The sequence below is a fragment of the Streptomyces sp. NPDC048441 genome (assembly GCF_043200235.1).
Lineage (GTDB): Bacteria > Actinomycetota > Actinomycetes > Streptomycetales > Streptomycetaceae > Streptomyces.
This window is the reverse complement of the sequence record NZ_JBICXM010000001.1, coordinates 88,306-114,007: the sequence shown is the minus strand read 5'-3', so window position 1 is coordinate 114,007 and position 25,702 is coordinate 88,306. Positions and strand designations below refer to the sequence as shown.

The following is a 25,702-nucleotide window of genomic DNA, read 5'->3' as shown; positions in this document are numbered from 1 at the left end:
GTTCCTTACGTCACCTTCACCGTGCTACAACAGGTCTACACCAGTGAGTGGTGTAGACCACCGGGGTGCTGCCCACCCCCAATCGTCCCCGTGGCAGCAGCCGCACATGGAGGAATTGATGAGTACGGCCACCGCTTCGGCGGCCCCCGCGAAGAAGCGGGGCTCCGGTCTGTTCCAGGGCCTGCAGAAGGTGGGTCGCAGTCTGCAGCTGCCCATCGCCGTCCTGCCCGCCGCGGGCATCCTGCTGCGCCTCGGCCAGCCGGACGTCTTCGGCGCCGACGGCCTCGGCTGGGACAACGTCGCCAAGGTCTTCGCGGGCGCCGGCGGCGCTCTCCTCGACGCGTCCTTCGGCCTCCCGCTGCTGTTCTGCATCGGTGTGGCGATCGGCTTCGCGAAGAAGGCCGACGGTTCGACGGCCCTCGCCGCCATCGTCGGGTTCCTGACGTACTACGCGGTCATCCACCAGTTCCCCGTCGAGGACGGGATGGACGGCGCGAAGTACATATCGACCGGCCTCTTCGGCGGCGCCTGGCAGAAGGGTTCCGAGGTCACATCGGCCTCCTTCCAGAACCCGGGTGTCCTGGGCGGCATCATCCTCGGTCTGCTGACCGCCGTGCTGTGGCAGAAGTTCCACCGCACCAAGCTGGTCGACTGGCTCGGCTTCTTCAACGGCCGCCGTCTGGTGCCGATCATCATGGCCTTCGTCGGCACCGCCCTCGGCGTGCTCGTCGTCATCGGCTGGGAGCCCATCGGCGACGTCATCACCAACTTCGGCGAGTGGATCACCGGCCTCGGCGCCGCGGGATCGGGCGTCTTCGGCCTGGTCAACCGTGGTCTGCTGCCGATCGGCATGCACCAGTTCGTGAACACCGTCTCCTGGTTCCAGATCGGCGACTTCACCAACGCCGCGGGCGTCGTCTCGCACGGCGACCTGAACCGCTTCCTTGCCGGTGACCCGACCGCGGGCCAGTTCATGTCGGGCTTCTTCCCGATCATGATGTTCGGCCTGCCGGCCGCCGCCCTCGCCATCGCGCACTCGGCACGCCCCGAGCGCCGCAAGGCCGTCCTCGGCATGATGATCTCGCTCGCGCTGACCTCGTTCGTCACCGGCGTGACCGAGCCGATCGAGTTCTCGTTCATGTTCATCGCCCCGGCGCTGTACGCGATCCACGCGGTCCTCACGGCGATTTCCATGGCCGTGACCTGGGCCCTCGGTGTCCACGCGGGCTTCACCTTCTCCGCGGGCTTCATCGACTACGCGCTGAACTGGAACCTCGCCACCAAGCCATGGATGATCATCCCGATCGGCCTGGTCTTCGCGGTGATCTACTACGTGCTCTTCCGCTTCGCGATCAACAAGTTCAACCTCACCACTCCGGGCCGCGAGCCCGAGGAGGAGATCGAGGACCTCACCAAGGCGTGAGCCTCGGCCTGATGCGCCTGGAACGCGACGAAGCCCCGCACCGATGGTGCGGGGCTTCGTCGCGTGGCGCGAGCCTCAGATCTCGTACGTCCTGCCGGGCGCGGCAAGGTCGGCAGGACCGTCGTAGGCCGTTCGCGCGTCCGCCAGGTTCGCCTGTGGGTCCGTCCACGGCGGGATGTGCGTGAGGAGCAGCCGCCCGGCGCCCGCGCGCTGGGCGGACTCGCCCGCCTCGCGGCCGTTGAGGTGCAGGTCGGGGATGTTCTCCTTGCCGTCGGTGAAGGCCGCCTCGCAAAGGAACAGGTCCGAGTCGGCGGCGAGTTCGTCGAGCGCCTCGCACACGCCGGTGTCTCCCGAGTACGTGAGGGATGTCCCGCCGTGCTCGATGCGAATGGCGTACGCCTCCACGGGGTGGCGCATCTTCTCCGTACGGACCGAGAACGGGCCGATGTCGAACGAGGCCGGCTTGACCGTGTGGAAGTCGAAGACCTCGCTCATCGAGGAGGCGGAGGGGGTGTCGGCGTACGCGGTGGTCAGGCGCTGTTCCGTGCCCTCGGGTCCGTAGACCGGGATGGGGGCGCAGCGTCCGCCGTCGTGCCGGTAGTAGCGCGCCACGAAGTAGGCGCACATGTCGATGCAGTGGTCGACGTGCAGATGGCTGAGGAAGATCGCGTCGAGGTCGTAGAGACCGACATGGCGCTGCAGCTCGCCCAGGGCGCCATTACCCATGTCGAGCAGCAGCCGGAAGCCGTCGACCTCGACGAGGTAGCTCGAGCAGGCCGATTCCGCGGACGGAAACGACCCCGAGCAGCCGACGACGGTGAGCTTCATGGAGCGGAAACCTCCGGGGGCGAAACGGGGGTTGTGCGGGGGTCGTGCGGGGTCGTGCGGGGTTCGGGCCGAGCTTGCGCAGGGTTGTGCGAGCGGCCCTTCGAGGGTGCTGCGATCCGTCGAGCGTAAGGCGCAAAAGGGCCGGTCGCTCCTCGGTCGAGGGCCGTTGTGGGAGAACTCACCTGCGCTGTCACCGGTTCGGGGGGGCGCGCGGGGAGGGGAGCGCGCCGGTACCGTCTGCCGTATGGATACGTCGTGGTGGCTCGCGCTGGCCGCTGTGGTGGTGCTCGCGATGGTCGCCGCGGTGGTGGACGGCCGGGGTCGCAGCGACCGCGGACCCCGCGGGCGGACCACCCGGCCGCCGGGCCGGCCCCGTGGGCCGCGGCGGCGGCTGCCCGCGCCGAAACCGGCGGAGATCTGGTGGGCGAAGGTCCCGTACGAGGACGGTCCCGGCAACAAGGACCGGCCCTGTCTCGTCCTGTCGGTGCGCGGGGAGAGCGCGGTCGTCGCGAAGATCACCAGCAAGTACCACGACGAGCGGGCCGGGGTGATTCCGCTGCCGCCGGGCTCCGTGGGGGATGCGCGGGGGCGGCCCAGCTTCCTGGAGACGGACGAGCTTCGGGACGTACCGGTGTGGGAGTTCCGGAGGCGGGCGGGGATCGTCGACCCGGCGCTGTGGGATCAGGTTCGGTACTTGGCGGGTTGAGTGGCAAAAGACGCCGGACGGGCTGAATGATTTCAGCCGGTGACGAAGATGGCGGAGCCGGTGATGAACCCCGCGCTGGGCGAGACGTCCGACTCGGCGAGGCGAAGCGCAAAAGGACGCCGGACAGGCTAAGTGATTTCAGCCCGTCCGGCGTTTGAGGACGAACCCGGCGGAGCCGGTGACGAGCCCGCTCCGCAGGGCGCCTAAGCCCAGAGCTGGCCCTGCAGCGTCTCGATGGCCGCCTCGGTCGTCTCGGCGGTGTAGACGCCCGTCGACAGGTACTTCCAGCCGCCGTCCGCCACGACGAACACGATGTCGGCGGACTCCCCCGCCGCCACGGCCTTCTTGCCCACGCCGATCGCCGCGTGCAGCGCGGCCCCCGTGGAGACCCCCGCGAAGATTCCCTCCTGCTGGAGGAGCTCACGGGTCCGCGTGACCGCGTCCGCCGAGCCGACCGAGAAGCGGGTCGTCAGGACCGAAGCGTCGTACAGCTCAGGGACGAAGCCCTCGTCCAGGTTGCGCAGGCCGTACACGAGGTCGTCGTAGCGGGGCTCCGCGGCGACGATCTTGATGTCCGGCTTCTGCTCGCGCAGGAAGCGGCCCACGCCCATCAGCGTGCCCGTCGTGCCGAGGCCCGCCACGAAGTGGGTGACGGAGGGGAGGTCCGCGAGGATCTCCGGGCCCGTCGTCGCGTAGTGGGCGCCCGCGTTGTCCGGGTTGCCGTACTGGTAGAGCATCACCCAGTCGGGGTGCTCGGCCGCCAGTTCCTTGGCGACGCGTACGGCGGTGTTGGAGCCGCCCGCCGCCGGGGACGGGATGATCTCCGCGCCCCACATGGCGAGGAGCTCACGCCGCTCCTGCGAGGTGTTCTCCGGCATGACGCAGACGATGCGGTAGCCCTTGAGCTTGGCCGCCATCGCGAGCGAGATGCCCGTGTTGCCGGACGTCGGCTCCAGGATGGTGCAGCCGGGTGTCAACCGCCCGTCCTTCTCCGCCTGTTCGACCATGTGCAGCGCCGGGCGGTCCTTGATGGAGCCGGTCGGGTTGCGGTCCTCCAGCTTCGCCCAGATGCGGACGTCGTCGGAGGGCGAAAGGCGCGGCAGGCGGACGAGGGGCGTGTTGCCCACGGCCGCCAGCGGGGAGTCGTAGCGAGGCATCCGCGATCAGACCATGCCGCCGGCCACGGCCGGGAGGATCGTGACGCTGTCGCCGTCCGTGAGCTTGGTGGAGATGCCGTCGAGGAAGCGGACGTCCTCGTCGTTCAGGTACACGTTCACGAAGCGGCGCAGCTTGTCGCCGTCCACGATGCGCGCGGCGATGCCCTCGTGCCGCGAGTCGAGGTCGGCGAAGAGCTCGGCGATGGTGTCCCCGCTGCCCTCGACGGCCTTGGCGCCGTCGGTGTGGGTGCGGAGGATGGTCGGGATGCGGACCTCGATGGCCATGGCTGGGGGCTCCTGTCGGGAGAAGTCACGTGGGTGGGCGCGCGGCGGCCCGGTGGTGCGGGTGCGTAGTGCTCTGGTGCGTGATGCCGGTGCAGGCGTTACGCGGAGGTGGCGCCGCGGCTCACGGCCGTACGGCGGCAGCGGTCAGCGCGGACAGATAGCGCTCGAGAGCCTGCACAGATCGACGTGCAGACGCGCAACGAGCATCATGCCCGGCATCTTGTCGCTCACGTCGTGGGGAACCATGCGGTCATCGTATCGATTCCCGGTCCGGGTTCTGGAATGTGATCTCGCATGGTGGATGAATTACGTCCACTATGCGGACGAAGGGAGGGATGACGGCGGATGCGTGACCGTCGGAACCCCGGTTCCGGGGTGCACCGCGGCCTCCGCCGTCACCCTGAAGGCGAAGCTCAGTATGCCTGGACGAGCTTCACCTCTTCCTCGGTGACCTCGCCCTCCACGATCCGGAAGGAGCGGAACTGGAACTCGCCCGCGTCGTCGGTGTCGGCCGTGGAGACCAGGACGTAGTGGGCGTTCGGCTCGTTCGCGTACGACATGTCGGTGCGCGAGGGGTACGCCTCGGTCGCCGTGTGCGAGTGGTAGACGATCACCGGCTCCTCGTCGCGGTCGTCCATCTCGCGGTAGAGCTTGAGGAGGTCGGTCGAGTCGAACTCGTAGAACGTGGGCGAGCGGGCCGCGTTCAGCATCGGGATGAAGCGTTCCGGGCGGCCGGTGCCCTCTGGGCCCGCAACCACGCCGCAGGCCTCGTCGGGGTGGTCCTTGCGCGCGTGCGCGACGATCTGGTCGTGAAGGGCCTGGGTCAGGGTCAGCATGGCAGCCAGGATAAGCAGAAGGGCCCGCCCGTACCGAAGAGTGGTACGGGCGGGCCCACATGCTGGGATCAGGCAGGTGTAGAGCGTATCGCGCTACTTCACCGCGTCCTGCGGCTCCGTCTCGCCGCCACCCGTCGACTGCTCCCCGCGCTTCTGCATGATCAGGTAGCCGACGCCGAGGATCAGGGCCCACACCGGAGCCGCGTAGAGCGAGATCCGCGCGTCCTTGTCGATGCCCATCATCACGATGACCATCCCGATGAACGCCAGCGCGAACCAGCTCGTGTACGGCGCTCCCGGCGCCCGGAAGGTGGACTGCGGCAGCTCGCCGCGGTCGGCCTTGCGGCGGTACTTGATCTGGCAGACCAGGATCATGATCCAGGCCCACATGCCGGAGATGGTCGCGAACGAGACGACGTAGTTGAACGCCTCGCCCGGCCACTGGTAGTTGATCCAGACGCCGACCAGCATCAGGGCCGCGGAGAAGGTGGTGCCGACGAGCGGCAGGCCGTTCTTCGTCAGCTTGGTGAAGAACTTCGGGCCCTGCCCGTTCAGCGCCAGGTCTCGCAGCATACGGCCGGTGGAGTACATACCGGAGTTGCAGGAGGAGAGCGCGGCCGTCAGGACGACGAAGTTGACGATCGCGGCGCCGACGCCGAGGCCCATCTTGTCGAAGGCGGCGACGAACGGCGAGACGCCCGGCACGAACTGCGTCCACGGCACGACCGAGAGGATCATGATGAGCGCGCCGACGTAGAAGACGGCGATGCGCCACGGCACGGTGTTGATCGCCTTGGGCAGGACGGTCTTCGGGTCCTTGGACTCGCCCGCGGTGACGCCGACCAGCTCGACGGCGAGGAAGGCGAACATCACGATCTGCAGGGTCATCAGCGTGGAGCCGATGCCGTTCGGGAAGAACCCGCCCTGGTCCCACAGGTGGCTCACGGACGCGGTGTCACCGGCGTCGGAGAAGCCGATCGTGAGGACTCCGGCGCAGATGAGGATCATGCCGATGATCGCGGTGACCTTGACCATCGAGAACCAGAACTCGAGCTCGCCGAAGAGCTTCACGGAGATCAGGTTGGCGCCGTAGAGGATGACCGTGAAGATCAGCGCGTACGCCCATTGCGGAATGCTGTCATGCGTCCAGAACTGCATGTATTGAGCCGCCGCGGTGACTTCCGTGATGCCGGTGACGACCCAGAAGAGCCAGTACGTCCAGCCGGTCACGTACCCGAAGAACGGGCTGATGAATTCACGCGCGTACTCCGAGAAGGAGCCCGATACGGCGCGGTACATGAGCAGCTCGCCCAGGGCCCGCATGATGAAGAAGATGACGAGGCCGGCGATGGCGTACGCCAGGATGAGGCTGGGACCGGCCTTGTGAATGGCCTTGCCCGCGCCGAGGAACAGGCCGGTGCCGATGGCACCGCCGATCGCGATCATCTGGATCTGCCGGGCTCCTAGCCCGCGCTGATAACCCTCGCCGGATGAACCGGAGGGGCCGCCGCCCTTATCGGCCCCATTGCCGTCGTGATGCTCTTCGACCTGCACTGAGGTCATGGTGACGCCTTTCTCCACGCTGATCCGTGCCCGCAGTCTGCGTATGGCCACGGATCAGGTCCTGATCCCCCCGGATATGGATGGAGTGCTACCGGCTGTTTGCCGGCCCGAGCGCACCACTGGTGACATGGGTGGCGTCACCGAGTGGTCGTGAAGATTTATCACGGCGGCAATAGTGATCGATTCAGCCACGTGTGGCATACGCCACTGGAAGAAGCGGACAAATTTCCCTCGAAGCGTCATACGCGGGCAGGGAAGTGGCGGGATCGTTATCCGGATTTGAGCGTCCGCTGAGCGAACGTACGCCAGTCGCTGCTACATACAACGACTTCGGTGTGATTTCCGACCGATGACTGGGCCGATGCCTGACCGGCGACTAGCCGACGACTAACCGATGAGCGTGCCGACCAGCGTCTCCTGGAGCCCGCCGAGCCAGAGATAGGCCATCACCATCGGCTTGCGCGGATCGGCGTCCGGAAGGCTGTAAAGCAGGTCCGCGTCGTCCTCGTCGGTCACTTCGAGGCGGGCGCCGATCGCCAGGCGCAGGTCGTTGAGCGCGCCGAGCCAGTGCCGCGACTCGTCGGCCGACAGCTTCAGGACGGCGCCGCCCTCGCCCTTCGACGTCATGGCGTCGAGGCAGCGGATCACCACAAGGGCGTCGTCGCGCTTCTTGGCCCGCAGGTCGTTCTCGGTGAAGCGCCGGAACTCCGACGAGTACGCGCGCAGTTCGTCCTCATCGGCCTTTTCGCTGCCGGGACCGCCGTACGCGTCCGGCAGGAGCCGCTTGAGGACCGGGTCGGCGGGCGGCTCGCTCGGGCCCTCCGCGAACAGCTCCGCGAGGGGGTCGTCGGAGGCGTCCGCGGCCGGGCCCGGACCGATCAGCTCAAGGAGCTGCACGGCGAGGGAGCGGATGATCGAGATCTCGACCTCGTCGAGCGCGACGGCCGCGCCGCCCCCGGGAATCGCTTCGAATTGTCCTGGCATCAGATGCGTCGCTACTTCCGGTCCTGCTGGAGGGTGGCCCAGAGCCCGTACCCGTGCATGGCCTGTACGTCACGCTCCATCTCCTCGCGGGAGCCGGTGGAGACGACGGCACGGCCCTTGTGGTGCACGTCCTTCATGAGCTTCGTGGCCTTCTCCTTCGAGTACCCGAAGTACGACTGGAACACGTACGTCACGTAACTCATCAGGTTGACCGGGTCGTTGTGGACGAGGGTGATCCAGGGGACATCCGGCTCAGGCACGGCGAAGGTCTCTTCGGCCTCGGCCGATTCGGGGCGGGTGATCTCCGCGGGAACGGTGCAGCTGACCTCCGCGGGAACGGTGCAGCGGGCGGATCCCATCCTCGGAGGGGCGGCGGCTGGAGACGGGCAGGACGTACTCACCTGTCCCATGCTGCCACCCGTAGGGGCCCCTCGCACAAATGGCCCGGGAAATCGTCAGAGTGACGAGATGCGGGGTAGCATCCTTCGTATGAACACAGCGGACCTCGGGCTGCCGGTGGATGTTCCGTCGACGGCGCTCTTCACGGATCACTACGAGCTCACGATGTTGCAGGCCGCGCTGAAGGCGGGCACCGCCGATCGGCGCTCCGTCTTCGAGGTCTTCACCCGCAGACTGCCCGAGGGGCGCCGCTATGGAGTGGTGGCCGGAACCGGGCGGGTCCTGGACGCCGTGGAGAACTTCCGCTTCGACGCCGACGTCATCGGATTCCTGCGCGAACGCCGTGTCGTCGACGAGGAGACCCTGAAGTGGCTCTCCTCGTACCGCTTCAGCGGCGACATCTGGGGCTATCCGGAGGGTGAGGTCTACTTCCCCGGCTCACCCCTCCTGCGTGTCGAGGGCTCCTTCGCGGAGTGCGTGCTCCTGGAGACGGTGATCCTCTCCATCCTCAACCACGACTCGGCGATCGCCGCCGCGGCCTCCCGAATGGCATCGGCCGCCGGTGAGCGCCCGCTGATCGAGATGGGCGCACGCCGTACGCACGAGCTGGCGGCCGTCGCCGCCTCGCGCGCCGCGTACGTCGGCGGCTTCACCACCACGTCCGACCTGGCGGCGGGCTTCCGCTACGACATCCCCACGGTCGGCACATCGGCCCACGCCTTCACCCTCCTGCACGACAACGAACGCGACGCCTTCCAGGCCCAGGTCGACTCCCTCGGCCCCGGCACCACGCTGCTCGTCGACACGTACGACGTTACCGAGGCCGTCCGCACCGCCGTCGAGGTCGCGGGGCCCGAGCTCGGCGCCGTGCGCATCGACTCCGGTGACCTGCTCCTGGTCGCGCACCGGGTGCGCCAGCAGCTGGACGAGCTCGGCGCCACGAAGACGAAGATCGTCGTGACATCCGACCTCGACGAGTACGCCATCGCCTCGCTCGCGGCGGCGCCCGTGGACGCGTACGGCGTGGGCACGCAGCTCGTCACGGGGTCCGGACACCCCACCTGCTCGATGGTCTACAAGCTGGTGGCCCGCGCCCACTCGGCGGACCTGAAGGCGCCGCTCGAGCCGGTGGCCAAGAAGTCCCTCGGGGCGAAATCCTCGGTGGGCGGCCGCAAGTGGGCCGCGCGGCGGCCCGACACGTACGGGACCGCCGAGGCCGAGGTGATCGGCACGGGCCCGGTGCCGGTGGAGCTCGCCGACCACCAGCTGCTCGTCGAGCTGGTCAAGGGCGGCGAGGTGGTGGCGCGCGAGCCGCTGGACACGGTCCGCGACCGGCACGCGGCGGCGCGGGCGCGGCTTCCGCTGTCGGCGACGCAGCTTTCGAAGGGCGAAGCTGTCATTCCGACGGAATACATCTGAATACGCCTAAATACGTCTGAGGTGCGCCGGAGTGCAGAGGGGGCGTTCGAACGCCCTCTCCCGTAATTCGGTTGAAGTCTCTACGCTCGGTTCATCCGGCCGAGTCCCCGAGTCCCCCACGCCTACGAGCCTTGCCTAGCCGAAGGACACCCGATGCGCCGCGCTCTCATCGTCGTCGATGTGCAGAACGACTTCTGCGAAGGCGGCAGCCTGGCGGTCGCCGGAGGCTCCGATGTGGCCGCCGCCGTCACCGAGCTGATCGGGCAGGCACCGGCCGGCTACCGGCACGTGGTGGCCACCCGCGATCACCATATCGACCCGGGCGGTCACTTCTCCGACCATCCGGACTACGTCGACTCCTGGCCCCCGCACTGCGTGGCGGGGACGGAGGGGATCGGCTTCCACCCGAACTTCGCACCGGTGGTCGCCTCCGGCGCGATCGACGCCGTGTTCGAAAAGGGGGCGTACACCGCCGCCTACAGCGGCTTCGAGGGGGCCGACGAGAACGGCGTCTCGCTGGCGGACTGGCTGCGGGCCCGGAAGATCACCGACGTCGACGTGGTCGGCATCGCCACGGACCACTGCGTACGGGCCACGGCCCTCGACGCGGTGCGGGAGGGCTTCGGCACGGTGGTCCTGCTGGACCTGACGGCCGGCGTCTCCAAGGAGGCAACGGAACGAACGCTGGAGGAGCTGCGAGCGGCGGGCGTCGAGCTGACGGGCAAGCCGGTCGTCTAGGCGCGACCAGCGCCCCGCAAGGGGCGCGGGGAACTGCGCAACATCAGCCCCGTCAGAGGCGCAGGGAACCACACGACATCAGCCCCGTCAGGGGCGCAGGGAACCACACGACATCAGCCCCGTCAGGGGCGCGGGGAACCACACGACATCAGCCCCGTCAGGGGCGCGGGGAACTGCGCGACCAGCCCCCACCGACCCACAGGTCACATCACACATCACACCTCACACGCCCGCCGGTCTCGATTCGCCGGGTCTCTGGCGCCGGAGAGCCCGAATCGGATGCCACAGCTCCGCCACACCATCCGGCGCCGTACGCCATATGAGCCCATCAGGATGATGCAGCACCGCCGTGATCTCATCCGGCGTAGGCGGCTCCGCGTTGCCCCGCAGATAGACGGCCCTCATGCCCAGATTCCGCAGGCGCGTCAGCGCCCTCGCACGGTTCATCGCGAGGACGATCATCCGGACATTCCCGCCGCCCGCGTAAGGGCTCGGCAGGGTCAAGGCCACCACCACACTGCCGTTCGGCAGCTTGCTGAAACCTCCTGCGGACATGGCTGGTCACACCCCCGTGAGACGTCGCACGGGGTCCCTGGCCGGACCCCGTGTCAATAAGCAATCCACTGCACGCACCTAAACACGATCGGCCGCCGCCCGCTAGAGGGCGACGGCCGATCATGGCTTGACCTGCATAAATGCGAACTACTTCACCGACGGACCCACCTGGACCGTGATCGAAGAGCCATCCTTCGGCTGCTTGATGATCTTGATCTGAGTATTGGTGTCAGTGACCGCGACACTTCCCGTGCCGTTCTCCTTGAACCAGTAGGTGCCCTTGTGATCGTCGAAGACCGGGACACCCTTCTGGGACTTGATCTTCAGCGCGACGTCCGCGTTGTGGAGCGTGAAGTCGTCCGTCGCGAACTTGCTGAAGGGCGCGTCGAACGGCTGGATCTTGTTCCGCAGAAGCGTGCCGTCCGCCCACTTGAGCGGCTTGGCGTGCGCGTCCACCGGCAGGATCAGGCCCTTGCCGGGGTGCGCGCTGGTGTTGTTGTCCTTCTGCGAGGTGTCCCACTGCCAGACCATGAGGCCGTTCTGGTACGCGTAGTGCTCGACCCAGTCCGGACGGGACTTGGAGAACCCGAAGTTGTACGGGCCGTTCTTCAGGGTCTCGTCGTACGACACGTACTGCCGGTTCTCGGCGAGGTAGTACTGGTCGTACTTCTTGGTGAAGGACTCGCCGATGCGCGAAAAGCCCTTCGCCGTCCAGCCGTTGTCGTCGCCCTCGGCGCCGTCCTCGAAGACCTTGGCACCGTCCGCCGTGACCGCGAGCGCGTCGGCCGCGAAGCCCTTGCCGCCCGCTCCGCCGTCCGTCGCGTACCGGAAACGGATGTCGATCTTCTTGCCCGCGTACGCGTCGAGCGGGAACGCGAGCTTCTTGTACGCACCCGAGACACCGGTCAACGCGGGCTTGTCACCGGCGTCGCGCGGGATGGGCTTGCCGTCCGCCGTGCCGTCCACCGGCGTCCAGTTGGCGCCGCCGTCCGTCGAGACCTCGGTGTAGAGCCAGTCGTAGTTGGCCTCGATGTCCCACCAACCGTCGAGCGAGAGCGCAGCCTTGGACTTGCCGGTCAGGTCGACCGAGCGCGTCAGGGTGTTCTTGAGGTCGTCGCCCTGGTCGCTCCACCACTGCTTGGAGCCCTCGGTGGGCTTGGCGACCGTGGTGGTGACGGGCTTCTTGGGCAGGTCGACGACGAGCGCCTGGCGGTGCCGCGTGTTGTACTCCGAGACGCCCAGCTTGTGCTCGGAGGTCGTCGCGGCCTTGGCCTTGGCGTAGTCGAGCCAGCCGAGCTGGAACTTGTCCCAGGCGGTCATGTCGCCCGGCAGATCACCGATGGCGTTCTTGCCGGTGCCGAGCCAGGATCCCGCTGACATCAGCGACCAGAAGCCGACCGAGTTCTCGCCCTTGCCCGTGGTGTCGTACAGGTCGGGCAGACCGAGGTCGTGGCCGTACTCGTGGGCGAAGACGCCGAGGCCGCCGTTCTCGGGCTGCATCGTGTAGTCGCCGACCCAGATGCCCGAGTCGCCGATCTGCGTGCCGCCGGCCTTGTTCTCGCCGGGACCGGTCTTGCCCGCGTCGTTGCCGTACGCGTACCAACGGTGCGCCCAGAGGGCGTTGGTGCCTTCGGCGCCGCCACCGGCCGACTCGTCCTCGCCCGCGTGCACGAGCTGGAAGTGGTCGATGTAGCCGTCCGGCTCGTTGAAGTTGCCGTCGCCGTCGAAGTCGTAGCGGTCCCAGAGGTCGTACTTGGCGAGGTCCGCCTTGATCTGGGCGTCCGTGCGGCCCTGGGCCTTCTGGTCCTTCGTCCAGGCGGTGACGCCGTCCTTCACCGCGTCCCAGACGTTGGGGCAGTTGGTGTCGCCGCAGTAGTTGGAGCCGTACCGCGCCTCGTTGTAATCGACCTTGACCCAGTCGGAGACTTCGCCGTCGACCGAGTAACGGCCGGACGAGGTCTTCTCGTAGTAGGTCTTCAGGGAGTGCTTGGGCTTGCCCTTGGAGTCCTTGCCCTCACCGAAGTACAGGTCTTTGAAGTGCTTCTGGTTGTAGTCCTTCTGCCAGGCCGTGCTGTTGTCCTTCGCACGATCCGGCTCGGCTATCTTGTTGTGCGCCGGTCCCGCCTTGCCGCCGTACTTCTTGACGGGCGCCTCGGGTCCTTCAGGACCGTCGGGGTCGTACATGGTGGTGTCGTCCACCTTGTCCCCGAACTCCACCAGGATCGTGAAGATCTTGTCGGTCTTCTCCCGGCCAAGCTCGACGTACTTCTTGTCGTCGAGCTTGACGACCTGAGAGCCGTCGCGCTTCTGGAGCTTGGCGTCGCCCGCGACGACCTGCTGAAGCGCCGCCTTGCGCTGCTGCGCCTGCTGCTTGCTGAACGGCCCGTCGAGGTCGTGGTCGACCTGCGCCTTGGCCCTGCTCGGGTCCTGCCGGTCGATGGCCGGAGCTCCGGTCGACCCGCCGTCATCGGCCGCCGCGGCGACTCCCGAGAACGTGGCGGCTGCCGCGGCCATCGCCACGGCAGCCGCGGTGGCTCTGAACGTCCGTCTTCTGACTGTCACTTGATGCTGTCCTCCCCCGCGTCCGCGCGGGGGCGGACCGAGGTTCCCGGTCTGAGGAGGTCCGCGCGCGATACGCGTCACAAGTGACGACATTCGACCGGAGAAACAGGAGAAAAGACAGACCTTGACTTGAACAGGCCAAGTGCACTATGCAGGGGCCGAGGTCCGCTATCCGGACGCGTGCGCCCGCCCGTCAGCATGGTCAACGGGCGCGCCCCACCGTCCACTTGGTGGACGCTGTGAACCCGTGCGCCCCCTGTGCTGCGGCACCGTGGGTTAGGTCACGCTTACCGCCCGTTCCCGTCGGGCATGCAGCGGAATAGAGTCAATCGACGGTGCGCTACAGGGCACGGCGACAGATCTCAAGTCGGCGCCACCCAGCACCCTTTGATTCCGTATAAAGCTTCACAAGCGACTCGCATACGGCTTCACGTACAGCTTCACATTGGGCACGACCACCCCCGCATCCGCTGTCCCGAGGACGGATTCCGCCATGCCTCGTCCCATGCCGCTGCCGCGTCCGACCCCCGCGCAGCTCACCTACGGCTCCCTGACCGTGATCTTCTCGACGCTCGCCATGCTGCTGCTCTCCCAGACGAGTTCGGGGCCCGGCATCGCGGTGATAGCCGTCGCGGCGCTCGGCCTCGGATTACTCGTGGCGATGACGGTTCCACAGCCGAAACCTGTCGCCTCGCCTGCCGCGCGAGTCACTTCCGCGCGGGTCACTTCCGCGCGGGTCACTTCCGCACGTGTGCCGGTCCAGCGCACCGCCGCGCCGGTCCTTGCCGAGCCGGTACTCGCTGATTCCGTACGCGAGCCGGCGGGCCCGTAAGGATCACGAGCCCGCCGCGATTGCCGCCCTGCGCCGTCAGCCGGTGCTGACCACCACTGTCTTGGCCGCCTTGTCGTGCAGGCCCTGCTTGTAGGGCTTGTCGAAGAAGCTCCAGCCGCCGCAGATCGCCGTCCAGATGCAGGCGCAGCAGAACGCGAACGGCAGCCAGAGGACGGCCGCGCGGATGATGGCGGTCTGCAGGGTGGGGGTCGCCCCGTCGTTGAGGTTCGCGACCCGCAGGCCCAGCCACTTCTTACCGAGGGTCTGGCCCGTCTTGGAGATCATGAAGCTGTCGTACGCGATGTAGAGCACGGCGGCGAGCAGGGACTGCCCGAAGCTCTTTCCGTACTCGACCTTGTCCGGGTCGACGTCGAACTCGTTCGTGCCGAAGGCCCAGGAGAGCAGCCAGACGACGACGCCGACGAGGATCATGTCGAGGATGCGGGCGAGGACGCGTTTCCCGCTTTCTGCCAGGGGTGGCATTCCGGCGAGGGGGTCACCGCCGCCTGCGCCTCCGCCGTAGGGGTCTCCGCCACCCATGCCTCCGCCGTACGGCGGGGGTGGCGGGGGCGGGGGCGTGTCATAGGGGGATGAGCCACCGCCGCTGTCCTGCGGGGGCTGCTTCTTGAAGGGGTCGTTGTCGTCGGGGGGCGGCGGGTAGGGCGGCGGCGTACTCATGAGGCGAGTCGATCGTGCGGGGGCGCGACTCGCATCCGGCGAGCGGCTGTCCGGGTTAAGGGGTTCCTTTCCCCAGCCCCGCCCCTTCCCGGCTGTGACATTTTGCGGCTCCGCCACGTGGCGTGCCTGCGCCCCGGACCTACCTGGCGCTCCGCCCCAGACCCCGGTCCTCAATCGCCTGCGGCGGAGCCGCAACTGTCACAGCCGGGAAGGGGCGGGGTTGGGGGAAAGGCAGCTAGCCCGCCACGAACGTTCCCGCGGCCTTGTCATGCCAGCACTGCCGCCACGGCCGGTCGAACACGCACCACAGCACCCCGAGGACCCCGATCACCAGTACCCCAGGCACCACATAGACGAGCCACCGCTTCAACGCCGCCCCGAACGTCGGCGCCTCATGCTCCCCCATGTCCCGCACCTGAATCCCCAGCAACCGCTTCCCCAGGGTCCGCCCCCACTTCGCGGTGGGCAGCACCTCGTAGAGCACGCCGAAGAGCAGCAGCACACCCAGGATCATCCCCAGGTACCCCGCCGTGGTGCCGTCGAGGAGCCACACGGTGACCTTCTCGCCGGACATCTTCGCCGCGTCGATCTTGCCGTCGACGTGATCGGCGGCCTTTGTGCCGAGCGGTAGCGCCGCCGCCCCGGTCACGGCCACGAGGACGACCGTGTCGATGAGCCGCGCGACGAACCTCTTGCCGAGCCCCGCGGGGCGCCCCGCGGCCTGGTTCTGCGCCATGGCGAGGAACGGGTCGCTGGCCACTGGCTTCCACGGCACGACGGGCTGCTGCTGCCCATCGGCATCGGCGAGCTGATGGACCTGCTGCGCCCACGAGGGCGAGCCGCCACCGGCCCCCGAGGTCACAGGAGAGGCCACCCCGCCCTGCTGCGGAACGGTCGGCTGAGCGGGAGCGGGAGCGGGAGCAGGAGCAGGAGCAGGCGCCGCCGCCTGCGGAGGCACCTGGCTACCGGAGGACTTCGGGCGGAGCGCCCGGATCGCCATGGTGCCTTCGGTACCGGGCGAGGGCGAGGGCGTGGGTGAGGGTGAGGGTGAGGACGAAGCGGCGGGCCGCACCGGTCCCGCAGGCCTGCGGAACGTCACCGTGCCCTCAGTCCGAGGCTGCGGCTCCGGCCGCGGCTCCGGCCCACCCGGCTTGATCGCACGGATCTGCACCGTGCCAGGCCCCTCCGCCGGAGGAGAGGCAGCGGGAGACTCACTCGGAACCCGAGGGTCCGGAGCCCCGCCCCACGAAACCCGACGCTCCTCCTCCCCGCCGAGCCCCTCCTGCCGCGCCGCGTCCGCCTGCCAGGCTGAGGCGGGCTCAGGCCTGGAACCGTGCTGCGAGGCGTCCGCATCGGCCGACGGCATGGGCTCCTCGTCGAAGAACACCGGCCCGGTCTCCTCCACCGGAAGCGCCGGAGACGCCGGAGACGCCGGAAGCGCCGCTCCCGCCCCCGGAGGGGCAGGCAGGGATTCGCCGTCGGTCGGAGCGGGACGGCTCGTACCGGGCACCCAGGCCGCTCCGTTCCAGTACCGGACATATCCGGGAATGGAAGGATCGGGGTAGTAGCCTTCGCGGGGCCTGTCGTCGCCTGGGGCCGGAGTTGGGGCGCTCATGTCCGTCGTCCCGTATCTGCTCGGGGGTCTTTTAAGGGCTACACATCTATCAGACCTCTGCGTCCGGCTGTGCGGGTCCCGCCCTACCGACCCACGATCCGGGCACACTTCTGCCTGATATCTGCCTCGTACGAGGGTGCCCGATCGGCGCCGTACGACACTCTTCAACTTCGTACGAAGAAAACTTTCCGAAACCCGCGTAATGCTCGGCCCCCACCGCGCTCTCTCCTTGCACGGGCCCGCTCCAGGGCCTCCGAGCAAGGAAGGAAAGCACCCGACATGCACACCGTGGTGGAACGCGAGCTTGAGCTCAAACTCGTCCTCTCACCGGAACGGGCCATCCCCGTCCCGGCCCGCCTCTCCTACCGGACCGACGACCCCTTCGCCATCCACATCGCCTTCCACATCGGCACCGAGCACCCCGTGAACTGGACGTTCGCCCGCGAACTCCTGGTCGAGGGGGTGTTCAGGCCCTGTGGTCACGGCGACGTACGAGTCTGGCCGACCAAGGTCGACGGGCGCAGTGTCGTCCTGATGGCGCTGAGTTCACCCGACGGCGATGCCCTCCTGGAGGCGCCCGCCGCCGCCGTGTCGGCCTGGCTCGAGCGCACTCTGCGGGTGGTCCCTCCGGGCTCTGAGGCCGAGCAGCTCGGCATCGACGACGGCCTCGCCGCGCTGCTCACGCCCACTCCGGCCGACGACCTGTGGCTGCGCGACCCGTGGCCGTCGGACGAGTCCAAGGACGGTGAGTGAGCTCCGCCGCCACGGGGGCGAACGCGGAGCCGACGTACGGAGACCAGCGTCAGAACAGTTTGCCTGGATTGAGGAGGGAGAGCGGGTCGAACGCCGTCTTGACGGCGCGCTGCATCTCCACGCCCACCGGGCCGAGCTCGCGTGCCAGCCACTCCTTCTTCAGGACGCCCACGCCGTGCTCGCCGGTGATCGTGCCGCCGAGTTCCAGACCCAGGGCCATGATCTCGTCGAAGGACTCGCGGGCGCGGCGGCCCTCGTCGAGGTCTGCCGCGTCGAAGCAGACGGTGGGGTGGGTGTTGCCGTCGCCCGCGTGTGCGCAGACCCCGATGGTGAGGTCGTACTTATCGGCGATGCGGTCGACGCCTTCGAGCATGTCGGCGAGCTTGGAGCGCGGCACGCACACGTCGTCGATCATCGTCGTGCCCTTGACGGCTTCGAGTGCGGTGAGCGACAACCGCCGTGCCTGGAGGAGCAGTTCGGACTCCGCCGCGTCCTCGGCCGGGACCACTTGGGTGGCACCCGCGGCCTCGCAGAGCGCGCCGACGGCCGCGAGGTCCGCGGTGGGGTCCGGGGTGTCGAAGGCGGCGAGGAGCAGCGCTTCGGTGGTCTCCGGGAGGCCCATGTGGGCGAGCGCGTTCACGGCCCTGATGGTCGTACGGTCCATCAGCTCGAGGAGTGAGGGGACGTGCCCCCCTTCCATGATCTTGCATACGGCGGCGCAGGCGGCCTCCGCCGAGCTGAACTCGGCGGCGAGGACGAGCTGTTGGGGCGGCTGCGGCTTCAGGGCGAGGGTCGCGCGGACGACGATACCGAGGCTGCCCTCGGAGCCGACGAAGAGGCGTGTGAGGTCGTAGCCCGCGACACCCTTGGCCGTGCGCCGTCCGGTACTCATGAGCCGTCCGTCGGCGAGGACGACATCGAGGCCGAGGACGTACTCCGCCGTCACCCCGTACTTCACGCAGCACAGGCCGCCCGATGCCGTGCCGATGTTCCCGCCGATGGTGCAGGTTTCCCAACTGGACGGGTCCGGCGGGTAGTAGAGGCCCTGTTCGTTGACGGCGCGGGAGAGCGTGGCGTTGACGACGCCCGGTTCGACGATCGCGATGCGGTCGACGGGGTTGATCTCCAGGATGCGGTCCATCTTGACCAGGGACAGCACGATGCAGCCCTCGCTGGCGTTCGCGCCGCCGGAGAGGCCCGTGCGGGCGCCCTGCGGGACCACCGGGATCCGTAGCTCGGTCGCCATGCGCATGACGTGCTGGACCTGTTCGACGGTGCGTGGCAGGACGACGACGGCCGGGGTGCCGGCGTCGCAGAAGCTGGCCATGTCGTTCGCGTACGAGGACGTGATGTCGGGGTCCGTGAGGACCGCTTCTTCAGGGAGGCCCTCGTGGAGGCGTTCGATGAGTGTGCGGCTCATGATCACAGCCTCGCACCCGGGGCCATCGGTGTGAACCCGTGTGCGACGCCGATCCACATGCCGGGATGTGCTCTTCGTATTGACGCACTTGACGCAGAGTGAGCGCCATGGAGATCGAGTCCGAGTCTGTGGCCAAGAAGTCCGTGAAGCCTGTCGTCCGGCGGGTGCTGATCGCCTCGGTCGCCGGATGTGTGGTGCTCGGCGGTGTGCTGGTCCTCCGGCCCGATGCGGGCGGCGGCAAGGCGGCGCCTCCTGCCCTCGGACCCGCCGGGCGGGCGATGGCTGCCGTGGACTCCGGGGCTCCGGCCGCGCTGCCCGACCTCGCCGTGCTCATCGGCGACCGGGAGGCACATCTGCGGGCACATCCCGGTGACGACCAGTCGTGGGCGGTGCTCGGGGCCGCCTACGTCGAGCGTGGGCTGCGGACCGCTGACTCCGCGTACTACCCCAGGGCCGAGCAGGCGTTGCGTACGTCGCTGAAGACGCGGCCCGCGGGGAACGCGGAGGCGCTGACGGGGATGGCGACGCTGGCGAACGCACGGCACGACTACCGCGGGGCGCGGAAGTGGGCGGAGAGTGCGGTCAAGCTCTCCCCGAAGCGATGGTCGGCGTACCCCGTCCTCATCGACGCGTACAGCGGCCTCGGCAACGCGAAGGGTGTGGCGAAGGCCCTGGAGACCCTTCAGGAGCTGCGCTCGGGGACCTCCGTCAAGGTGACGTCCGGGCAGGTCTACCAGTACCGCGGCTGGCGCGAGGACGCGGCGGCGGCGCTGACGGATGCGGCGGCGCTCGCGGAGGGGCCCGCGGAGAAGGCGGCGTGCCTGTACCGGGTGGGGGATCTCGCCTGGGAGCGGGGCGAGCCGGCGGAGGCCCTCCGCCATTACGAGGCGGCGCTGGCCGCCGACCCGGACCACCACGCTTCCCTCGCCGGTAAGGGCCGGGCGCTCGCGGCGCTCGGCCGTACGTCGGAGGCGCTGCTCGCCTATCGGCAGGCGCTGGTGCGGCAGCCCGCGCCGGAGTACTCCCTGGCCCTCGGCGAGTTGTACGAGTCCCTGCACCTCATGCCGGCCGCTCGCGCGCAGTACGAGGTGCTGCGCGCCCGCGTGAAGCAGGAGGGGGTGAACGGCGTCAACGACGCACGGATCCTCGGCCTCTACGAGGCGGACCACGGCGACCCGGAGGTGGCGGTGAGCCGTCTGCGGGCGGAGTTCGAACGCCACGGGAGTCCGGAGGCGGCGGATGCCCTGGGCTGGGCGCTGCATCGGGCCGATGAGAGCGCGGAGGCCCTGAAGTACGCGACCCGGGCGACGGACAAGGGGCCGCGGAGCGCGGTGTTCGCCTACCACCGGGGTGAGATCGAGCGGGAGCTCGGCGAGTACGGGGCGGCGAGGCGCCATATCGGCGAGGCGCTCCGGATCAACCCGTACTTTTCCCCGCTGGGGGCGCCTGCGGCCCGCAAAGCGCTGGCCGCGCTGGGTGAGCCGCCGGAGGGGGGCCCGGAACAGATGTACGCGCCTGCGCCTGCGGCGCCTGGACGGGGGGCTCCGAGCCGGCCCCCGACCCAGCCGAAGCCTCGGACCCCGACCCAGCCGAACCCGAAGCCTCGGACCCCGTCACAACAGGGCTGAAGTCCTGCGGGCCGTCCGTCCCCATCCAGTGCCGCCGCTTCGCGCCGGATCAATCCCACCCACCCACCCGATTACCCGGCGGTGAACGGGCGGGTGGGCAAGAGCGAGAGAACGCGCGAGTGAGTGAGAGCCCGAGAACGGGTGGGTAGGTGAAAGCGGGAGAACGGGTGGGTAGGTGGGGGAATCCGCCGCGAAGCGGCGGGACAGGAGTCGCTCGACAGGCCGTCAGACGGCCCCCGTGCCGATCAGTGCGTTACGGGTGATCAAGGGGATGAGGTCCGCCTCCGTGAGGTGCTCCGTGCCCGGAGGGCGCCGTGGCAGCACCATGTAGCGCGTCTCCGCACTGGAGTCCCAGACCGTGATCTCCGTACCGGAAGGAAGCGTGAGGCCGAACTCCGCGAGCACCGCCCTCGGTTCCCGCACCACGCGTGAGCGATACGCCTCGCTCTTGTACCAGCTCGGCGACGGGCCGAGCAGCCGCACCGGGTAGCAGGAGCAGAGGGTGCAGACGATGACGTTGTGGGTGTGGGCGGTGTTCTCCACCACCCTGAGGCGTTGCGGCTGGACGCCCCCCGCCGCGTAGCCCAGCTCGGCCACCGCCGCCGTGCCGTCGGACAGGAGACGCCGCTTGAACTCCGGGTCCGTCCAGGCCCGTGCCACCACCCTCGCCCCGTTGAGGGGAGACGATCCCGAGAGGAACGCGTCCAGGGCCTCGTCCAGGGCAGCCCCCGCGACGATCCCCCGTTCCTCCAACAGGGTTTCCAGGCGGCGTACTTGGCGGGAGATCAGCGCATCAGAGTGCGTACCGGACATCAGCTGCTGCCCTCCGGTTCCGAGAGTTCCGAGTGTTCCGAGAGTTCCAAGTAGCTCTCCCACAGGTCGAGCACCACCCCGTGGTCCCCCTCACCCCACAACTCCCGCGCAGCGAACCGCACCGCGTACACCTGCTCCACAGGAGCGTCCTCGCGCCCCTGCGAGCGCGCGTCCGCAAGGGCGTGCCGCCCCTCGGGCTCGACCACCACGCCCCGCTTGCCCCTGGCGTACCGGGGCAGGCGGGTGTGGTGGGTCGGGTCGTGATGGACGGTGCGGACGCGGGCGCCCGCGGTGAACCGGTCGTCAGGCATCCGGCTCATCCTCCAGCTCGCCCGCCCCCACCACGCCCTTGCGTTCAAGCAGCACCCGGATCGCGTGGAACCACCGCTCGTAGTAGGACGCCGCGAGATACTCCGCCGGAGGCATCGTCTCGACGGCGTCCCTGAACTCGTCCAGGTTGTAGACGCCTTCACGCACCAGCGCACTGTTCAGCGCGAACACCCGCGCCTCCCAGTCCGCGTGGAAGGGCTCCGTGTCGTCGGTGGTGTCGATGGGCCCGAAGCCCGTCATCCCGCCGACGTCGTTGATCCTGGCCATGCCCGCACACTAATGCGGAACCCTCCCGGCCGCCCCTAGAGATTGCCGCCCCTAGAGATTTCCCCGCTTCTCCTGCTCCCGCTCGATCGCCTGGAACAGCGCCTTGAAGTTGCCCTTGCCGAAGCCCATCGAGCCGTGCCGCTCGATCATCTCGAAGAAGACCGTCGGGCGGTCCTGGACCGGCTTGGTGAAGATCTGCAGCAGGTAGCCGTCCTCGTCGCGGTCGACCAGGATCTTCAGTTCGCGCAGGGTGTCGACGGGGACGCGCGTCTCGCCCGCCCACTCCCCCAGCGTGTCGTAGTACGAGTCCGGCGTGTCCAGGAACTGGACTCCCGCCGCGCGCATGGTGCGTACGGACTCCACGATGTCGTTCGTGGCGAGCGCGATGTGCTGGACGCCCGCGCCGCCGTAGAACTCCAGGTACTCGTCGATCTGCGACTTCTTCTTGGCGATGGCGGGCTCGTTGATGGGGAACTTCACCTTCAGGGTGCCGTCCGCGACCACCTTCGACATCAGCGCGCTGTACTCCGTCGCGATGTCGTCGCCCACGAACTCCTTCATGTTCGTGAAGCCCATGACCTTGTTGTAGAAGGCGACCCACTCGTTCATCTTGCCGAGCTCGACGTTGCCGACGCAGTGGTCGATCGCCTGGAAGGTCCGCTTGGCGGGCGGCTCGACGATCGGGGACGCGGCCTTGAAGCCGGGCAGGTAGGGGCCTTCGTAGCCGGACCGGTCGACCAGGGTGTGGCGGGTCTTGCCGTACGTCGCGATCGCGGCGAGGACGACCGTGCCGTTCTCGTCCTTGATCTCGTACGGCTCGGTGATGCCGCTGGCGCCGTGCTCGACGGCGTACGCGTATGCGGCGCGCGCGTCCGGCACCTCGATGGCCAGGTCGATGACGCCGTCGCCGTGCTCGGCGACGTGACCCTCGATGAAGTGGCCCCAGTCCGTCGACGCCTTGATGACAGAGGTGAGGACGAAGCGGGCCGCACCGTTCGTGAGCACGTACGAGGCGGTCTCACGGCTGCCGGTCTCCGGTCCCGCGTACGCCACGAGTTTCATGCCGAAGGCAGTGGAGTAGTAGTGGGCGGCCTGCTTCGCGTTGCCCACGGCGAAGACGACCGCGTCCATTCCCTTGACCGGGAAGGGATCGGCCTCGCGCGCGGTGTGGGGGGTGCCAGAGGTGGCCGAAGTGGGCTGGGTGTTCGCGGTAGTCGCCATGTCCGCAGGCTCCCGCCGTATCGCAAGGTGCGCAATAGTTTGCGTATTCAGTGGGCAATGTGCCCAGCCACAGGCCAGGATGAGCGGGCTATCTGTACATGATGACCACTCCAGGAGCGGAGAAGAGCACGCCATGACGATCGATCATCTGGACGGCAGGCTCATCGTGCTGCTCGCCCGCGAGCCCCGTATCGGCGTCCTGGAGGCGTCCCGGAGGCTGGGTGTCGCGCGCGGGACCGTACAGGCCCGGATGGACCGTCTTCAGTCGAACGGAGTCATCCGTGGCTTCGGCCCTGAGGTCGACCCGGCCGCCCTCGGCTACCCCGTCACGGCCTTCGCCACGCTGGAGATCAAACAGGGCCAGGGCGCAGATGTACGGGCCCATTTGGCGACCGTCGCCGAAGTCCTCGAACTCCATACGATCACCGGTCATGGGGATATGCTCTGCCGCCTCGTGGCCCGGTCGAACGCCGATCTCCAACGTGTGATCGACCGGGTGGTGGGATTTGATGGCATCGTCCGGGCCTCCACGGCGATCGTCATGGAGAACCCTGTTCCGCTGCGGATCATCCCGCTGGTCGAACAGGCGTCAGACGACTCCTGACGCGGGTAAGTAAGAAAAAACGAACGCCCGCACGATGAATGCCCGCACGACGTACGCAGCACGCGGGCGCCGGGAGAATCCCGGCGCCGTCTCCACCGCGCCTGGGCGAGGTGAGCAGTTCAGTGAACTTCTGGGACTACCTCGGCAACCGCCACCAGCAGTTGCTGACCGATGCGTACCAGCACGCAAGCGCCGTATTCCAGTGCATGGTCGTGGCGACCGTCATCGGAGTGCTGATCGGCGTCGTCACGTACCGCAGTGAGTGGGCGGGCAATCTGGCCACGACCACGACCTCCACCATCCTGACCATCCCGTCGCTCGCCATGATCGGTCTGCTGATCCCCGTCGTGGGGCTCGGCGTCGCACCGACGGTCATCGCGCTGACCCTCTACGGACTCCTCCCGATCGTGCGCAACGCCATCGTCGGCCTGCGCGGCGTCGACCCCTCGCTCGTCGACGCGGCGAAGGGCATCGGGATGTCGCGGATCGCCCGCCTCGTCAAGGTGGAACTCCCGATCGCCTGGCCGCCGATCCTCACCGGCATCCGTGTCTCCACGCAGATGCTGATGGGCATCGCCGCCATCGCCGCGTACGCCTCGGGCCCCGGCCTCGGCAACGAGATCTTCCGCGGCATCGGCTCACTCGGCAGCAAGAACGCGCTCAACCAGGTGCTCGCGGGCACGCTCGGGATCATCATCCTGGCGCTGCTCTTCGACGCCGCGTACGTACTGATCGGACGGCTGACGATCTCAAGGGGTATCCGTGTCTGACGTGTCTGACGTATCTGACGTGTCTGGGTCTTCCGCGCCCACAGTCGCCCCCGGCCCGGTGCCGGTGGAGGAGCGCACGACAGGCGCCACCATCGAGCTGGAGAACCTCACCAAGCGCTATCCCGGCAGCGGCGACCCCGCCGTGGACAGCGTCAGCATGGAGATCAAGGCGGGCGAGATCGTCATCCTCGTCGGCCCTTCCGGCTGCGGTAAGTCGACCACGCTGAAGATGATCAACCGGCTCATCGAGCCGACGAGCGGCCGCATCCGCATCGGCGGCGAGGACGTCACCGACATGGACCCGGTGAAGCTGCGGCGCAAGATCGGTTACGCGATCCAGTCGTCCGGGCTCTTCCCGCACATGACGGTCGCTCAGAACATCGCCCTCGTACCGAAGATGATCGGCTGGGGGAAGCAGCGGATCAAGTCGCGGGTCGAGGAGATGCTCGATCTCGTCGGGCTCGACCCGGCCGAGTTCCACGGCCGCTATCCGCGCCAGCTCTCCGGCGGGCAGCAGCAACGCGTGGGCGTGGCACGGGCGTTGGCGGCCGACCCGCCCGTGCTCCTGATGGACGAGCCGTTCGGCGCTGTCGACCCGATCACCCGTGACCACCTCCAGGACGAGCTGATCCGGCTCCAGCACGAGCTGCACAAGACGATCGTCTTCGTCACGCACGACTTCGACGAGGCGATCAAGCTCGGCGACCGCATCGCGGTCCTGCGGGAGCGGTCCCACATCGCGCAGTTCGACACTCCGGAAGCCATCCTCACCAATCCCGCCGACGATTTCGTCTCCGGTTTCGTGGGCGCGGGCGCGGCCTTGAAGCGGCTCAACCTCACCCGCGTACGCGATGTGGAGATCGCCGACTTCGCGACGGTGACCGTCGACGACCCGCTCCAGGAGATCTTCGACAAGCTGCGGGAGAGCGGCACGAACGAACTCCTGCTCCTGGACAAGCGCCGCCGCCCCTACAAGTGGCTGCGGCGCGGCGACCTGATGCGCGCCAAGGGTTCCCTCGCCCGTGCGGGCACCCTCGTCCACGACACGGTCACCCGCGACGCCACGCTGCGCGACGCGCTCGAAGCGGTCCTCACGGACAACGCGGGGCGGGTCGCGGTCACCGGGCGGCGCGGTGAGTACACCGGGGTCGTCGACATGGAGACGCTGATGAACTCCGTGCACGAAATGCTGGAGGCGGACCGGCTCGACGCCGTGGAGCACCAGCATGAACTGCAGGAGCAGCGCGCTCTGTTGACCCACCACGAGCAGGAGGGCGACGGAGGGGCGGCGAAGGCGTGAGCGGCATCCCCGGGAG

At 68.4% G+C, this 25,702-nt stretch carries 27 protein-coding genes and 1 pseudogene; 10 read left to right on the top strand and 18 right to left on the bottom strand.

All coding sequences use genetic code 11. From position 1 onward, the window contains the following. The first annotated feature begins 118 nt into the window (after positions 1–118). Positions 119–1,423, top strand: coding sequence for a PTS transporter subunit EIIC (locus ACGFSB_RS00505; protein ID WP_393391914.1), 1,305 nt, complete (start codon positions 119–121; stop codon positions 1,421–1,423). A 75-nt stretch (positions 1,424–1,498) separates the two neighbouring features. Here the strand turns inward: ACGFSB_RS00505 and ACGFSB_RS00500 are convergent, their stop codons facing one another. After that, a complete protein-coding gene (locus ACGFSB_RS00500) occupies positions 1,499–2,251 on the bottom strand; it encodes an MBL fold metallo-hydrolase (RefSeq protein WP_393391911.1) in 753 nt (250 codons plus the stop codon). A gap of 244 nt (positions 2,252–2,495) precedes the next feature. On the opposite strand from ACGFSB_RS00500, the gene ACGFSB_RS00495 reads away from it, so the two are divergent. After that, a complete protein-coding gene (locus ACGFSB_RS00495) occupies positions 2,496–2,957 on the top strand; it encodes a type II toxin-antitoxin system PemK/MazF family toxin (protein WP_393391908.1) in 462 nt (153 codons plus the stop codon). A gap of 203 nt (positions 2,958–3,160) precedes the next feature. On the opposite strand, the gene ACGFSB_RS00490 is transcribed toward ACGFSB_RS00495, so the two are convergent. From ACGFSB_RS00490 to clpS, 7 genes are all read right to left on the bottom strand, one after another. Continuing rightward, positions 3,161–4,114 (bottom strand): PLP-dependent cysteine synthase family protein, encoded by a 954-nt coding sequence (locus ACGFSB_RS00490; RefSeq protein ID WP_249589679.1) that lies wholly within the window; start codon positions 4,112–4,114, stop codon positions 3,161–3,163. 6 nt (positions 4,115–4,120) lie between these two features. Beyond that, the gene (locus tag ACGFSB_RS00485; protein WP_393391905.1) at positions 4,121–4,399 is read right to left on the bottom strand and encodes a MoaD/ThiS family protein; all 279 of its coding nucleotides are present in this window, start codon (positions 4,397–4,399) and stop codon (positions 4,121–4,123) included. 144 nt (positions 4,400–4,543) lie between these two features. Then, a complete protein-coding gene (locus tag ACGFSB_RS00480; protein ID WP_393391902.1) occupies positions 4,544–4,645 on the bottom strand; it encodes a putative leader peptide in 102 nt (33 codons plus the stop codon). A gap of 167 nt (positions 4,646–4,812) precedes the next feature. Further along, entirely contained in the window at positions 4,813–5,235 is a 423-nt protein-coding gene (locus ACGFSB_RS00475; RefSeq protein WP_393391899.1) for a Mov34/MPN/PAD-1 family protein, read from the bottom strand. Between the two features lie 93 nt (positions 5,236–5,328). Further along, positions 5,329–6,798: an amino acid permease gene (locus ACGFSB_RS00470; protein WP_393391896.1), complete on the bottom strand. Its 1,470-nt coding sequence runs from the start codon at positions 6,796–6,798 to the stop codon at positions 5,329–5,331. A gap of 387 nt (positions 6,799–7,185) precedes the next feature. Beyond that, positions 7,186–7,782, bottom strand: coding sequence for a DUF2017 domain-containing protein (locus tag ACGFSB_RS00465; RefSeq protein WP_393391894.1), 597 nt, complete (start codon positions 7,780–7,782; stop codon positions 7,186–7,188). Positions 7,783–7,793: 11 nt separating this feature from the next. After that, entirely contained in the window at positions 7,794–8,141 is a 348-nt protein-coding gene (gene clpS, locus ACGFSB_RS00460; RefSeq protein ID WP_393391891.1) for an ATP-dependent Clp protease adapter ClpS, read from the bottom strand. Between the two features lie 130 nt (positions 8,142–8,271). Between clpS and ACGFSB_RS00455 the strand changes: the two genes are divergently transcribed. Together ACGFSB_RS00455 and ACGFSB_RS00450 are read left to right on the top strand one after the other, a co-directional pair. Further along, positions 8,272–9,600: a nicotinate phosphoribosyltransferase gene (locus ACGFSB_RS00455; RefSeq protein WP_393391889.1), complete on the top strand. Its 1,329-nt coding sequence runs from the start codon at positions 8,272–8,274 to the stop codon at positions 9,598–9,600. A 153-nt stretch (positions 9,601–9,753) separates the two neighbouring features. Further along, a complete protein-coding gene (locus ACGFSB_RS00450; RefSeq protein ID WP_393391887.1) occupies positions 9,754–10,338 on the top strand; it encodes a nicotinamidase in 585 nt (194 codons plus the stop codon). 222 nt (positions 10,339–10,560) lie between these two features. Here ACGFSB_RS00450 and ACGFSB_RS00445 read toward each other — a convergent pair whose 3' ends face one another. Both ACGFSB_RS00445 and ACGFSB_RS00440 read right to left on the bottom strand, forming a co-directional pair. Next, positions 10,561–10,893 carry a hypothetical protein gene (locus tag ACGFSB_RS00445; RefSeq protein WP_393391885.1) on the bottom strand — a complete coding sequence of 111 codons (333 nt, stop codon included), beginning with the start codon at positions 10,891–10,893 and terminating at the stop codon, positions 10,561–10,563. Positions 10,894–11,040: 147 nt separating this feature from the next. Continuing rightward, complete coding sequence (locus ACGFSB_RS00440) at positions 11,041–13,455, bottom strand: immune inhibitor A domain-containing protein (RefSeq protein WP_393391883.1); 2,415 nt, start codon at positions 13,453–13,455, stop codon at positions 11,041–11,043. A 511-nt stretch (positions 13,456–13,966) separates the two neighbouring features. Here ACGFSB_RS00440 and ACGFSB_RS00435 point away from each other — a divergent pair. Beyond that, positions 13,967–14,287, top strand: a complete 321-nt coding sequence (locus ACGFSB_RS00435) for a hypothetical protein (protein WP_393393727.1) — start codon at positions 13,967–13,969, stop codon at positions 14,285–14,287. Between the two features lie 36 nt (positions 14,288–14,323). On the opposite strand, the gene ACGFSB_RS00430 is transcribed toward ACGFSB_RS00435, so the two are convergent. The 3 genes and pseudogenes from ACGFSB_RS00430 to ACGFSB_RS00420 all read right to left on the bottom strand — a co-directional run. Next, the gene (locus ACGFSB_RS00430) at positions 14,324–14,965 is read right to left on the bottom strand and encodes an RDD family protein (RefSeq protein ID WP_393391880.1); all 642 of its coding nucleotides are present in this window, start codon (positions 14,963–14,965) and stop codon (positions 14,324–14,326) included. A gap of 235 nt (positions 14,966–15,200) precedes the next feature. After that, entirely contained in the window at positions 15,201–15,965 is a 765-nt protein-coding gene (locus tag ACGFSB_RS00425) for an RDD family protein (protein ID WP_393393724.1), read from the bottom strand. Positions 15,966–16,457: 492 nt separating this feature from the next. Further along, positions 16,458–16,580: pseudogene (locus ACGFSB_RS00420) on the bottom strand (DUF2510 domain-containing protein); the annotation flags it as partial. A gap of 279 nt (positions 16,581–16,859) precedes the next feature. On the opposite strand from ACGFSB_RS00420, the gene ACGFSB_RS00415 reads away from it, so the two are divergent. Further along, on the top strand, positions 16,860–17,333 hold the full coding sequence (locus ACGFSB_RS00415) for an SsgA family sporulation/cell division regulator (RefSeq protein WP_393391878.1): 474 nt from the start codon (positions 16,860–16,862) through the stop codon (positions 17,331–17,333). Positions 17,334–17,382: 49 nt separating this feature from the next. Here ACGFSB_RS00415 and ACGFSB_RS00410 read toward each other — a convergent pair whose 3' ends face one another. Next, complete coding sequence (locus ACGFSB_RS00410) at positions 17,383–18,753, bottom strand: FAD-binding oxidoreductase (RefSeq protein WP_393391875.1); 1,371 nt, start codon at positions 18,751–18,753, stop codon at positions 17,383–17,385. 107 nt (positions 18,754–18,860) lie between these two features. On the opposite strand from ACGFSB_RS00410, the gene ACGFSB_RS00405 reads away from it, so the two are divergent. Beyond that, on the top strand, positions 18,861–20,381 hold the full coding sequence (locus tag ACGFSB_RS00405; RefSeq protein ID WP_393391872.1) for a tetratricopeptide repeat protein: 1,521 nt from the start codon (positions 18,861–18,863) through the stop codon (positions 20,379–20,381). A gap of 225 nt (positions 20,382–20,606) precedes the next feature. Here ACGFSB_RS00405 and nthA read toward each other — a convergent pair whose 3' ends face one another. Genes nthA through hppD form a run of 4 tightly spaced genes read right to left on the bottom strand, consistent with a single transcriptional unit; the run spans position 20,607 to position 23,012 of the window. Next, entirely contained in the window at positions 20,607–21,194 is a 588-nt protein-coding gene (gene nthA, locus ACGFSB_RS00400) for a nitrile hydratase subunit alpha (protein ID WP_393391870.1), read from the bottom strand. Continuing rightward, positions 21,194–21,505, bottom strand: coding sequence for an SH3-like domain-containing protein (locus ACGFSB_RS00395; protein WP_393391868.1), 312 nt, complete (start codon positions 21,503–21,505; stop codon positions 21,194–21,196). Before ACGFSB_RS00395 ends, nthA begins: the two co-directional genes overlap by 1 nt. After that, entirely contained in the window at positions 21,498–21,791 is a 294-nt protein-coding gene (locus tag ACGFSB_RS00390; RefSeq protein ID WP_393391866.1) for a hypothetical protein, read from the bottom strand. Before ACGFSB_RS00390 ends, ACGFSB_RS00395 begins: the two co-directional genes overlap by 8 nt. Before the next feature lie 51 nt (positions 21,792–21,842). After that, on the bottom strand, positions 21,843–23,012 hold the full coding sequence (hppD, locus tag ACGFSB_RS00385) for a 4-hydroxyphenylpyruvate dioxygenase (protein WP_393391864.1): 1,170 nt from the start codon (positions 23,010–23,012) through the stop codon (positions 21,843–21,845). Positions 23,013–23,145: 133 nt separating this feature from the next. Between hppD and ACGFSB_RS00380 the strand changes: the two genes are divergently transcribed. The 3 genes from ACGFSB_RS00380 to ACGFSB_RS00370 all read left to right on the top strand — a co-directional run bounded on the left by ACGFSB_RS00380 (position 23,146) and on the right by ACGFSB_RS00370 (position 25,686). Then, positions 23,146–23,616, top strand: coding sequence for an Lrp/AsnC family transcriptional regulator (locus tag ACGFSB_RS00380; RefSeq protein ID WP_393391862.1), 471 nt, complete (start codon positions 23,146–23,148; stop codon positions 23,614–23,616). A 122-nt stretch (positions 23,617–23,738) separates the two neighbouring features. Then, positions 23,739–24,386: an ABC transporter permease gene (locus ACGFSB_RS00375; RefSeq protein WP_393393721.1), complete on the top strand. Its 648-nt coding sequence runs from the start codon at positions 23,739–23,741 to the stop codon at positions 24,384–24,386. 58 nt (positions 24,387–24,444) lie between these two features. After that, positions 24,445–25,686 carry a betaine/proline/choline family ABC transporter ATP-binding protein gene (locus ACGFSB_RS00370; RefSeq protein WP_393393718.1) on the top strand — a complete coding sequence of 414 codons (1,242 nt, stop codon included), beginning with the start codon at positions 24,445–24,447 and terminating at the stop codon, positions 25,684–25,686. Positions 25,687–25,702: the final 16 nt, after the last annotated feature.

What these genes read in the sequence shown, in the direction of transcription:
- ACGFSB_RS00505 (WP_393391914.1), top strand. Translation starts at nt 119, where the DNA reads ATGAGTACGGCCACCGCTTCGGCGGCCCCCGCGAAGAAGCGGGGCTCC.
- ACGFSB_RS00380 (WP_393391862.1), top strand. Translation starts at nt 23,146, where the DNA reads ATGACGATCGATCATCTGGACGGCAGGCTCATCGTGCTGCTCGCCCGC.
- ACGFSB_RS00450 (WP_393391887.1), top strand. Translation starts at nt 9,754, where the DNA reads ATGCGCCGCGCTCTCATCGTCGTCGATGTGCAGAACGACTTCTGCGAA.
- ACGFSB_RS00390 (WP_393391866.1), bottom strand. Translation starts at nt 21,791, where the DNA reads ATGGCCAGGATCAACGACGTCGGCGGGATGACGGGCTTCGGGCCCATC.
- ACGFSB_RS00415 (WP_393391878.1), top strand. Translation starts at nt 16,860, where the DNA reads ATGCACACCGTGGTGGAACGCGAGCTTGAGCTCAAACTCGTCCTCTCA.
- ACGFSB_RS00425 (WP_393393724.1), bottom strand. Translation starts at nt 15,965, where the DNA reads ATGGCGATCCGGGCGCTCCGCCCGAAGTCCTCCGGTAGCCAGGTGCCT.
- ACGFSB_RS00405 (WP_393391872.1), top strand. Translation starts at nt 18,861, where the DNA reads ATGGAGATCGAGTCCGAGTCTGTGGCCAAGAAGTCCGTGAAGCCTGTC.
- ACGFSB_RS00410 (WP_393391875.1), bottom strand. Translation starts at nt 18,753, where the DNA reads ATGAGCCGCACACTCATCGAACGCCTCCACGAGGGCCTCCCTGAAGAA.
- ACGFSB_RS00500 (WP_393391911.1), bottom strand. Translation starts at nt 2,251, where the DNA reads ATGAAGCTCACCGTCGTCGGCTGCTCGGGGTCGTTTCCGTCCGCGGAA.
- nthA (WP_393391870.1), bottom strand. Translation starts at nt 21,194, where the DNA reads ATGTCCGGTACGCACTCTGATGCGCTGATCTCCCGCCAAGTACGCCGC.
- ACGFSB_RS00430 (WP_393391880.1), bottom strand. Translation starts at nt 14,965, where the DNA reads ATGAGTACGCCGCCGCCCTACCCGCCGCCCCCCGACGACAACGACCCC.
- ACGFSB_RS00480 (WP_393391902.1), bottom strand. Translation starts at nt 4,645, where the DNA reads ATGGTTCCCCACGACGTGAGCGACAAGATGCCGGGCATGATGCTCGTT.
- ACGFSB_RS00445 (WP_393391885.1), bottom strand. Translation starts at nt 10,893, where the DNA reads ATGTCCGCAGGAGGTTTCAGCAAGCTGCCGAACGGCAGTGTGGTGGTG.
- ACGFSB_RS00455 (WP_393391889.1), top strand. Translation starts at nt 8,272, where the DNA reads ATGAACACAGCGGACCTCGGGCTGCCGGTGGATGTTCCGTCGACGGCG.
- ACGFSB_RS00465 (WP_393391894.1), bottom strand. Translation starts at nt 7,782, where the DNA reads ATGCCAGGACAATTCGAAGCGATTCCCGGGGGCGGCGCGGCCGTCGCG.
- ACGFSB_RS00485 (WP_393391905.1), bottom strand. Translation starts at nt 4,399, where the DNA reads ATGGCCATCGAGGTCCGCATCCCGACCATCCTCCGCACCCACACCGAC.
- clpS (WP_393391891.1), bottom strand. Translation starts at nt 8,141, where the DNA reads ATGGGATCCGCCCGCTGCACCGTTCCCGCGGAGGTCAGCTGCACCGTT.
- hppD (WP_393391864.1), bottom strand. Translation starts at nt 23,012, where the DNA reads ATGGCGACTACCGCGAACACCCAGCCCACTTCGGCCACCTCTGGCACC.
- ACGFSB_RS00395 (WP_393391868.1), bottom strand. Translation starts at nt 21,505, where the DNA reads ATGCCTGACGACCGGTTCACCGCGGGCGCCCGCGTCCGCACCGTCCAT.
- ACGFSB_RS00495 (WP_393391908.1), top strand. Translation starts at nt 2,496, where the DNA reads ATGGATACGTCGTGGTGGCTCGCGCTGGCCGCTGTGGTGGTGCTCGCG.
- ACGFSB_RS00475 (WP_393391899.1), bottom strand. Translation starts at nt 5,235, where the DNA reads ATGCTGACCCTGACCCAGGCCCTTCACGACCAGATCGTCGCGCACGCG.
- ACGFSB_RS00470 (WP_393391896.1), bottom strand. Translation starts at nt 6,798, where the DNA reads ATGACCTCAGTGCAGGTCGAAGAGCATCACGACGGCAATGGGGCCGAT.
- ACGFSB_RS00490 (WP_249589679.1), bottom strand. Translation starts at nt 4,114, where the DNA reads ATGCCTCGCTACGACTCCCCGCTGGCGGCCGTGGGCAACACGCCCCTC.